We start from the raw sequence: 4,046 nt of genomic DNA on the forward strand, positions 1-4,046 counted from the left end.
GGACGCTTCCTTCGTACTCACCCTCTCGGGCTTTCCTCCGGGCTTCGTTCTTCGTTTCCGACTCTATCAGATCCTTTCGGGCCTGACCCCCGGTCGAAGCGGGATCCTGCTTTTCGCTTTCCAGGTTTCCGCTTTCGCGTTTCCCTTTCCGGCGAGTCCGACTCTATCAGAAGTTTCGGACCGGTCCTCCCGGCGTTCACATCTGAAAAAGAGCGGAGCGCACCCCTGATGGATTTCAATTCCATGGGAGGGGGGCCGTGAGACTCTAAACCATCGCTGCCGAACTTGTCCAGTTCGAGGCAACCGTTCGACTCTACCCAGGCATCCCACCCGTGTCAACGCCCCCAGGCGGCCGCTGCCCCTACCCCAGGACGAGCGGAAGCCTCGCGCCCAACGCCCCCAGTGCGAGCGCCTCGCCCTCGTCCGCAGCCCGGCGCCCCGTACCGACCAACAGCACGTCCGCGGCGGAGAACGACGACGGAAACGCCTCGCCGGCGATCGCCTCCAGCAGCTCCCGCGACCGTGCGACACCCTCCTCAGGCGGCCCCGCCACATCCGGGAGCTGCGCCACCAGGTCGAGGTGGTGGAGCGTCCACTCCAGGACGTACGCACGGAGGTAGTCCCCCGCGGTGAGCACCTGGTCCTTCGTGCCGACCCGCCCCGCCTGATCCGCGAGCCCGGCAGCACGCCCCGCGGCCGCCCCCAGGTCGTCCAAGTGGAACTTGAGCAGCCAAGGCTCCTCGTACGCCGCCGCCAGCCGCACCACGAGCGCAGCACGCGGATCGTCCCCGGCCGGCTCCTCCACGACGTCCCAGTAACTCACCGCGTCCCGGGTCGGCTCGTCCTCCACAGGAGTGGCCAAGGTGATCAGCACGTCCTGGGCATCGATGACCAGATGACACACCAGATCCCGAACCAACCACCCGGCACACCCGGAAGGCCGCCCGAAGTCCTCATCCCCAAGCCCCGCAACCGCGCCCCGCAACGCCGCCCAAGACCGCAAGAACTCATCCATCCCGGCAACCTACCCCCGCCCCCTACCCCGAGCCGGAGCAAACCCGAACCGAGGAGTGCGGCCCCTCGGTCACCCAGCACGCTGCCGGCCGATGCCCATCAGAAGTACGGAAACGGGATCCGGCTCCCGGTGCTCATGGAGTCGGGCACATCCGCCGGACCCGGAGCCCTGGCGGGCGCCGTGGAGGAGGTGGGAGGAGATCAACCCGGAGGAGGCGCCGCCCACGGCACCTACGCTCCGGTCCACGCCCTGCCCAACAGCGCACCCGGCGCGACCGCGACGCCCCATCCTGGCCGGACCGGGTCTGTGCACCCCCGCCCCGGACGCCGACAGGATCCGTCCGCTCGCTGAGCAGGGCTGTGTGATCCGTCTGCCGGTCCGACGCTTCATCTGAGGGTGAGCGGACTGCCAGCGCAGGACGTTCCTCGGACCGTTCTCCCGGCTGGCGGCCCAACTGCGCTGCGGCGCCACCCGGATGACTTGTTACGGAGGCCCACGGCATTGCCCGTGCGGGCCAGTGCAAGGAGGCCGCGCCGGCCTGAAGGATGTCCTGGCACGCTGCCTTCGCACTCCACCTGGGCCCGCGGGCGACTCAAGGCCTCGGCCGGACCGGGATCATCACGCCGGAACGGCCGGACCGGTCAGCGGAACTCGTGGAGTACCCGGATCTCTCCGACGATGTGGGCGTTGAAGTCGTCCAGCTCCTCAAAGCTCGTAACACGATCTTGTTGAGGCTTCCTGGTCGGGGTGACCAGTGTGGCGATTCGGCAGTTCGTTACGCTGGGGCCGTGATGATCAGGGGGACAGGATGAGCAGGGGGATAGTCGGACGGTGGTTCGTCGCTGTACTGGCCGCTTCTTCGGTACTCATCTCAGGGTGCGCGTACTCGGTCGACCCCGACAAGCTTCCCGGCGTGTACCGCAACGACAAGACCGGCGGCGAGATCACCCTCGATTCCGACGGCACATTCACCGCCACTGATCTGTCGACGGACGAGCACTCCGACCCCGCCGATTTCCACGGCCAATGGGAGTTCGTCGACAGCAGCGGCAGCGACTTCGTCTACCTGGACATCGAAGAGCGTGGCGTCGGTGAGGTCTCCGGTGTCCAGCTCTACGCGCGCGGCGGAGGGAAGGTAGCGTTCAGCCTTCCGGATGGGTCGTGGTCCCTGGTGCTCACCAAGGTGTCCGCCCAGTAGATCAGTGTGCCCAGTCCGGCGTGTGGTGGCACCACACCCGGCGGCGGCCGATCCGGGAGCGGCAACTCCGGGTGGCAACTGCTGCGTTGATGAATCTGCAAGGCTGCCTCAAGCTCCGAACTGCGTCGTGTGAGCCTGAAACACGATCATGGTTGGGGTTTCTTGAGCCGGCGCCAGCAGATGAGGCTGCATGCCAACGCGATGAAGGCGTTGTGGAGTTCGAGGCGTCTTTCCCAGCGCACGGCGCGGCGTTTGAACTGGTGGAGCAGGGCGAAGGTCTGCTCCACGACGTAGCGGAGCTTGCCCAGGCCCTTGATGTTCGGGGCGCCCCTGCGGGAGATCACCGGCATGATGCGTCGGCGTCGCAGCTCGCGGCGCACAGCCGTCGAGTCGTACGCCTTGTCGCCCAGGACAGATTCGGGGCGCCGCCGCGGGTGTCCAGGCCGTCCGGCCACCGGCTGGATGCCGTCGACCAGGGCGCGGGTCTGGGTGATGTCGTTTACGTTCGCTGCGGTGGTGATGACGTGCAGTGGGGTGCCGCGTCCGTCGCAGATCAGGTGGTGTTTGCTGCCCGTCTTGCGCCGGTCGACCGGGACGGACCGGTCGCGGCTCCCCCTTTTTCGCGCGGACATGGGAGCCGTCCATGCAGGCGCGTGACCAGTCGAGCTCGCCGGCCGCGTTCAATTCGGCGAGCAGCAGGCGGTGCAGCTGGTCGAAGACGCCGGCCTGCTGCCATCGCTCTAGCCGCCGCCAGCAGGTCTGTCCGGAACCGAACCCCAGCTCCAGTGGCAGGAGTTGCCAGGCGATGTCCTGATGCAGGACGAACAGGATGCCCTGCAGACACCGCCGATCATCCACCGGCTTCGGGCCTGGCGACCGCTCCGGCCAGGGCGGCAGCAGCGGCTCGATCAGCGCCCACAAGTCGTCATCCACGATCCACGGCCGAGTACTCACACCACCACGAACGGCCCGATCGTCACACAAGTCACGCCCCACCAGGACCGTTCAGCAAGATCCTGTTACAAGCTCTCAGCCGGAACCCAGAGCTCGAGAATCGTCTGGCCGCCGGCCTGCTGGACGGGATACCGGGTCAGGAAATCCGACTCGACCTCGAAACGGGTGACGAAGCCCGCGCCGTCGTGCTTCACGTTCCAGTCCCGGGCGATCCTGATCGCGTAGTCCTCGTTCAGAACCGGGTAGAAGATCGGATGCTCGGGCAGGCTGGGCGGCCAGGCACGCCAGTTCAGCTTCCGAACCAGCTCCAGCTCCTTGGGGCCAACAGGGCGCCACAGAGTCGTCGTTGTCAGCTGGCTGGTCATGTGTATCGCTCTCCTTCAGCGGTAACGGCCGGGTAGACCCATGGGTGCGTCGAGGACGTCCAAAGCTTGCGGGCCTCCCGGGCCCCGCTCGAGGACATCGCTCGCATCACGCTCTCGAGCAGGGCACGGCCTTCGAAGGGATTGCCGCAGCAGTACCAGTGCAGATCGCCGAATTTGTCGTCGTGCCAGAGCTCGCGCTCGGTGCGGCCCACGTACGTTTCCCAGCGGCCCAGAGTCGCGATGACGCTGCCCGGGGTGAGGTAGTTCCGCGTGTGTTCGAGACGAATGATCTCGCACAGCGCTCCGGAGGAGAGGCGGTCGAAGGACGGCCTCGAGCGGTCGGGCTGCTGTCGTTCCGGTATGCCGGCCCGGACGTGTCCTGGCCGTCTACGCGGCAGGGGCCTTTCGGGTGGTCGTCGGGTCCGGAACGCAGAAAAGCCCCGCACCATAAGGTGCGGGGCTTTCCCACAATAATTGTTCGGCGGCGTCCTACTCTCCCACAGGGTCCCCCCTG

Annotated in this window: 4 protein-coding genes and 1 pseudogene; 2 read left to right on the forward strand and 3 right to left on the reverse strand. The window is 66.9% G+C overall.

Features of this window, described 5'->3' with window-relative positions; translation table 11 throughout:
• Positions 1 to 361: 361 nt before the first annotated feature.
• On the reverse strand, positions 362 to 1,015 hold the full coding sequence (locus ABZY31_RS31095; protein WP_356417015.1) for a maleylpyruvate isomerase N-terminal domain-containing protein: 654 nt from the start codon (positions 1,013 to 1,015) through the stop codon (positions 362 to 364).
• A gap of 81 nt (positions 1,016 to 1,096) precedes the next feature.
• On the opposite strand from ABZY31_RS31095, the pseudogene ABZY31_RS31100 reads away from it, so the two are divergent.
• Positions 1,097 to 1,288: pseudogene (locus ABZY31_RS31100) on the forward strand (hypothetical protein); the annotation flags it as partial.
• 535 nt (positions 1,289 to 1,823) lie between these two features.
• A complete protein-coding gene (locus ABZY31_RS31105; protein WP_356417017.1) occupies positions 1,824 to 2,213 on the forward strand; it encodes a hypothetical protein in 390 nt (129 codons plus the stop codon).
• 146 nt (positions 2,214 to 2,359) lie between these two features.
• On the opposite strand, the gene ABZY31_RS31110 is transcribed toward ABZY31_RS31105, so the two are convergent.
• Positions 2,360 to 3,167 (reverse strand): IS5 family transposase gene (locus ABZY31_RS31110; RefSeq protein ID WP_356417019.1). Its coding sequence is split into 2 segments (ribosomal slippage): positions 2,360 to 2,834 and positions 2,833 to 3,167, totalling 810 coding nucleotides; the frame shifts between segments, so codons are not numbered across the junction.
• Between the two features lie 65 nt (positions 3,168 to 3,232).
• Positions 3,233 to 3,532, reverse strand: a complete 300-nt coding sequence (locus ABZY31_RS31115) for a hypothetical protein (RefSeq protein ID WP_356417021.1) — start codon at positions 3,530 to 3,532, stop codon at positions 3,233 to 3,235.
• Positions 3,533 to 4,046: the final 514 nt, after the last annotated feature.

Origin of the sequence: Streptomyces sp. NPDC006529 (assembly GCF_040611795.1) — a bacterium.
Lineage (GTDB): Bacteria > Actinomycetota > Actinomycetes > Streptomycetales > Streptomycetaceae > Streptomyces.

What these genes read in the sequence shown, in the direction of transcription:
- ABZY31_RS31105 (WP_356417017.1), top strand. Translation starts at nt 1,824, where the DNA reads ATGAGCAGGGGGATAGTCGGACGGTGGTTCGTCGCTGTACTGGCCGCT.
- ABZY31_RS31115 (WP_356417021.1), bottom strand. Translation starts at nt 3,532, where the DNA reads ATGACCAGCCAGCTGACAACGACGACTCTGTGGCGCCCTGTTGGCCCC.
- ABZY31_RS31095 (WP_356417015.1), bottom strand. Translation starts at nt 1,015, where the DNA reads ATGGATGAGTTCTTGCGGTCTTGGGCGGCGTTGCGGGGCGCGGTTGCG.